The sequence below is a fragment of the Poseidonibacter sp. genome (assembly GCF_041821165.1).
In the GTDB taxonomy this organism is placed as follows: Bacteria; Campylobacterota; Campylobacteria; order Campylobacterales; family Arcobacteraceae; genus Poseidonibacter.
Genome location: NZ_JBGUES010000179.1, coordinates 1 through 4,683 on the forward strand (window position 1 = coordinate 1; position 4,683 = coordinate 4,683).

Annotated in this window: 5 protein-coding genes; all 5 read right to left on the reverse strand. The window is 24.6% G+C overall.

Annotation, left to right across the window (positions count from 1 at the left end; all coding sequences use genetic code 11):
- Positions 1-246 (reverse strand): hypothetical protein (locus tag ACERKK_RS11365; RefSeq protein ID WP_373773194.1); only part of this gene is annotated, 246 nt, incomplete at its 3' end.
- A gap of 6 nt (positions 247-252) precedes the next feature.
- The gene (locus ACERKK_RS11370; protein ID WP_373773195.1) at positions 253-2,103 is read right to left on the reverse strand and encodes an efflux RND transporter periplasmic adaptor subunit; all 1,851 of its coding nucleotides are present in this window, start codon (positions 2,101-2,103) and stop codon (positions 253-255) included.
- Positions 2,100-2,918 carry an efflux RND transporter periplasmic adaptor subunit gene (locus ACERKK_RS11375; RefSeq protein ID WP_373773196.1) on the reverse strand — a complete coding sequence of 273 codons (819 nt, stop codon included), beginning with the start codon at positions 2,916-2,918 and terminating at the stop codon, positions 2,100-2,102. Before ACERKK_RS11375 ends, ACERKK_RS11370 begins: the two co-directional genes overlap by 4 nt.
- A gap of 19 nt (positions 2,919-2,937) precedes the next feature.
- Entirely contained in the window at positions 2,938-4,437 is a 1,500-nt protein-coding gene (locus ACERKK_RS11380; protein ID WP_373773197.1) for a TolC family protein, read from the reverse strand.
- A gap of 10 nt (positions 4,438-4,447) precedes the next feature.
- A partial coding sequence (locus tag ACERKK_RS11385) for a hypothetical protein (RefSeq protein ID WP_373773198.1) occupies positions 4,448-4,683 on the reverse strand: 236 nt, incomplete at its 5' end.

Sequence of the window (4,683 nt, forward strand, 5' to 3'; positions counted from 1 at the left end):
TGCTTCAAGAGGATTACTTTTTATATATTTTTGCCAATTTTCCTCTAAATTAATATTAGAGTCTAAACTTCTTATAAACTGATATGTTGGCTCATCAATTCTATAATGTTTATTATTATGTACCTCTTCTAATAAATACCATGCTGTATTTTTAAAATAATGTTTATGTATTATAATTGAGTCTAATAATGAAACATTTAGTTTTGAAACAATAAACCAATTATCACTAAAAATATTTGCGCTCATATTAATTTACCATAAAAAGATTCGTAATGAATCAAATAAATTATGCGTTAAAATCCAAAAGATATTTTTTTCTCCGGTATCTATCTTCACAATTCCACTCATTCCTGGATGCCACCAATCTTCTTGTTTTGTATCCAATAATCCATAAGCAATGTAAACATTTCCATCTTGGGAATTAACTTCTGCTTTAGGAATAATCTTACTAATAGTAAATGCATAACTATTAAGAGGTTCACTTAATAAAATAAGCTCACCTTTTTGCCCTATTGAAGTATTATATATATCTTTTTCTGGTATTTTGATTTCTAAATATAATTCGTTTGAATTTGAAATTTGAAATATTAAATCACCTTTATTTATTGGAGAGCCAATTAGCTTTTCTCTATCTCCTTGTACAATAATACCATTAATAGGCGATTTGATTATAGAGTTTTCTATTGTATATTTAATTCTTTCTAATCTACTTATAGCTTGAGTAACTTTTGCTTTTGAAATACTCATATCAGCTAATTCACGTTGAGCCATGAATTTATTTTGTTCTTTTTGATATCTTATAATATCAGCTCGTGATTCCATTTCTTTTATTTTTAACTCATCAACATTAAGAGAAAAGAGTTTTTGATTTATATTTACTTTATCTCCTGATTGAACAAATACTTCATCAATTATCCCCATAAAAGGAGAAGTTATATACGCTTCTTTATCAGTAACTAAAACAGAGGTAGCATCAACTTCATATTTCCATGTAAAAAACATCATATAAAACATAATTAGACTTAATATCGTAACAATAATTTTTACAAATGAAGCTTTTGGAGAAAGCCAATATTTCAAATAAGATTTTGCTTTTTTTAACAAATATAGGGGTAAAGATATATCTGTCTCATAAAGATTATTAATAATTGCAGATACTTTATTTATTGTTAATCTTAATAATAAAACTTCATTTTCTGTAAATATTTTTTTATGAGAATGAAGAGTAATAGCTCCAATAATCTTCTCTTTAAATCTAAGTGGAAACGTTATTAAAGTTTTAATATTATTTTCTGCATAATATTTTCTATGAGTAATATTAACAAGTTCTGAGTCATCACAATCAATTAAAACAATATCTTCATTTTGAGAAACAGACTCATCAAAAAGCTCTAATAAAGATTCATTTATAACATGAGTTTTTTCAAATTCATCAATATGAGAGATTGAAACAAGTTCTAACTTGTTATTTTTATACATACCTAAACTTACTTTATCAAATTCAAATTTAACAGAAATATTATTAACTAAAGTATTAGCTAAAACTTTGAATTTTTTTATTTCTAATAATTCAGTACTTAAATTAAGTATATACTGAATATCTTCATTTGCTGAAATGCTATTATTAGGTTCTTGATTTGTTTGGCTTGTGTGTGTTTTTAACACATCATTAATTAATTGTGTTTTTAAAACTGTATTATTCAATTCACTTTGATTTATAAATGTAATTGTAAAAAAAACAATAAGAGATCTATCATCATCTGTTTCTAATTTAAAAGCAACTGCAATTTGATTCTGTAAATTATTAATAGGATATCTTATTTGTTCATAAGAAAAACCTCTATCATAAGCTTTTGAAGCTAGTTCAAAAGCAGAATCTTTTAGTTCAATAGGTACTTCATTATTTTGTGAAATATTTATTAAAGAAGCCCAAGAATTATCTTTTTTTTCAAATAATATTAATTCATTAGCTTTTAAAAGATAATATATATTCTGTGTATAGTGTTCCATACGATCATATTGATTAATATTACTGTATCTTATTAATCTAAGATTATTAATTAACTCACTTGCTGAAGAGTCTTTATTCTGTTCTATAATCATTTGTTAGTATTAAACTCTACATTAGCTAAAATTCCTGGAATAATAGAAAGGTCTTTATTTTCAAATTCTAATTTAACAAGAACAAGTCCACTTGAAGAATCTGCAATAGGAGAAATATATGAAATTTTAGCATTTTTTTGTATTTTTTTTGTTTCTCTTTCTATTGCAATACTTATATCTTGATTAACACTAATATTATGAACTTCTATCTCTGGAATATTAACTTCAACAAAACAAGTACTACTATCTACAAGTTCAACTACAATATCCCCTGTTCTACCTCTTTCCCCAACATCTAATATTATTTTTGTAATTATTCCATTAAAAGGTGCTCTTAATGTATAAAGTTTAAGTTTTTCATTTTCAAGTTTATATTCTATTTCTTCTAATTTTTTTGATCTTTTTAATTCATCCAAGCTACTCTTAAGTTTATAATAATTTATTGAATAACCATCTAACTCATTTTTACTAATTGATCCTGCTTCTTCATAAAGGATTTTACTTGATTTATATATATTACCAACTATTTTTAGTTCTTTTCTTAGATAGAAAAGTCTTGTTTTATCATCAACTAACACTTTTCTTCTTTGAACTTCAAGAGATTGTAGTTTATCAAAAAGCTTTAAGATACTTTCATCTTTCTTAACAAAAGAGCCTTCTTTTATATTGATTTCAGAGACTACACCATCAATAGATAAACTAAGATTAACTCTTTTTATTGGTTCTATTAAACCATTGTAAACTTTTGCATTTAAAATATTAAAACACAAAATAAATGTCACTAAAATTTTAAATAATAAATAATAAATTTTCATTATTTGTAATATTTCCTTTTTATTTTAAATTTATATGATGTTTTTCTAGTAATGTTCCCATTGCTTTATATAAAATAGCTTCCGCCACTTTTATATCTATAATACCTCTTAAGTATTTTCTTTTAGCTAAAATTGCATCTGCATAAACATCCATTAGTTCTTTTGCATTTGTTTTCCCATATTTTAACTGTAAAGTATAAACTTTTGATATCTCATTTTTTATTTCTAATGTTTTCTTTAATTCTAAAAGACGTAATTTATTTCTTTTAAGATTTTTGATTTTTAAATCAAGTTCATTTATCAGAGTATTCTTTAAATTATTTTGTTCTAACTTAACTTGTTGCAATTTAAGTTTCTGTTTCATAAGTTCTGATGATGCTTTTAAGTTCCCACCAATTGGAATACTAAAGTTAAGACCTGCATACCAAGAAATATAATCATCATTATTTACTTCTGATAAAGCTCCTGTTAAATCTTTATCAAGATTATCATTATTTATTTTTGCAACTATATCTAAAGAAGGCAATAATTGATTAGACGCATAATTTGTTCTAAGATTTGATTGTTCTATTTTATTCAAAATTATATTAAATTCAGGAAAATTTTTAAATGATGTATTTATTGCATCTTGTAATTGTGGAATTTCTATATTTTGAATTAATGGTTTATCTATTGCTTTTAGACTAATCTTATTTTCTAAAGAAGAACTATTTAATAATGACAAGATATTATTCTTCTCTTTTTCTAGCATATCTAAAGAACTAAATGCTTCCACTTTACTTGTTAAAAGTGCACTTTCAATTTGTAAAAGATTAACATGTGCCATATTTCCAGCTTTTACTTTTCTTTGAATATCTTCTTTTTGTTTGCTTATTATTTCTATTGTTTCTTTCCAAGTTTCATAAATCTCTTTAGAGCCATAAAGTTTCCAATAACTAACAACAACTTCTTCAACCAAACTCATCATATTCTTTTTATATTCTTCTTTACTTACTTTATCTTCTAGTATTGCTAAATTAATATTAGTCTCACCTATTTTAGAGCCAAAGCCTTTTAAAATAGGCTGTTTTACTTCTAAAAACAATCCATTAACATACTCTTTATCAATCCCATTATTAGAAGCATCTATTAAACTACTCTCTGTTGTATATGTTTTTGTTGAAGCACTCCATTGTGTTCCATAAATATTCAATCCTCTTATACCAATATCTGTGCTAGTTACATCTTCTTTATAAACAGATTGGTCATCTCTTGCTATTGCTTCTTGAATACTATTTTGCTTATATGTATGAGTATGTTCTACATTTACAAAAAATTCATTTTCAAAGTTTCCTTTTTCATAATTGATATCTTCTTTTTTCATATCATTATTAAGTTTTTCATACTTCATTTTTGCATTTTGTTGAACTACAACACCAATTAATTGATCAAGGCCTATACCTACTTCAGTTTTATAATTTTTATCTTGTGCATACGAAAAAAGAGCACAACAAAGTAGTATTAGAGATTTTTTATTCAAATTTATTCCTTTATATTGCTATTGTATCAGCCCAGAAATCAAACAGCCATTCATTATTATTAGAAACTGTTGTAAGATTACTTGGTTTTAAATTTATTAATTCAAAGCCTGAGAAGGCACCATTTCTTGCATTAAAACTATCTGTTATAATAACTTCTTGACCATAATAGTTTTTTGTATTTTCTTCTATATCTGTTTTTATTACTGATTGTTCAAATATTTTATTTTTACTATCTACTGCTTCTA

What these genes read in the sequence shown, in the direction of transcription:
- ACERKK_RS11370 (WP_373773195.1), bottom strand. Translation starts at nt 2,103, where the DNA reads ATGATTATAGAACAGAATAAAGACTCTTCAGCAAGTGAGTTAATTAAT.
- ACERKK_RS11375 (WP_373773196.1), bottom strand. Translation starts at nt 2,918, where the DNA reads ATGAAAATTTATTATTTATTATTTAAAATTTTAGTGACATTTATTTTG.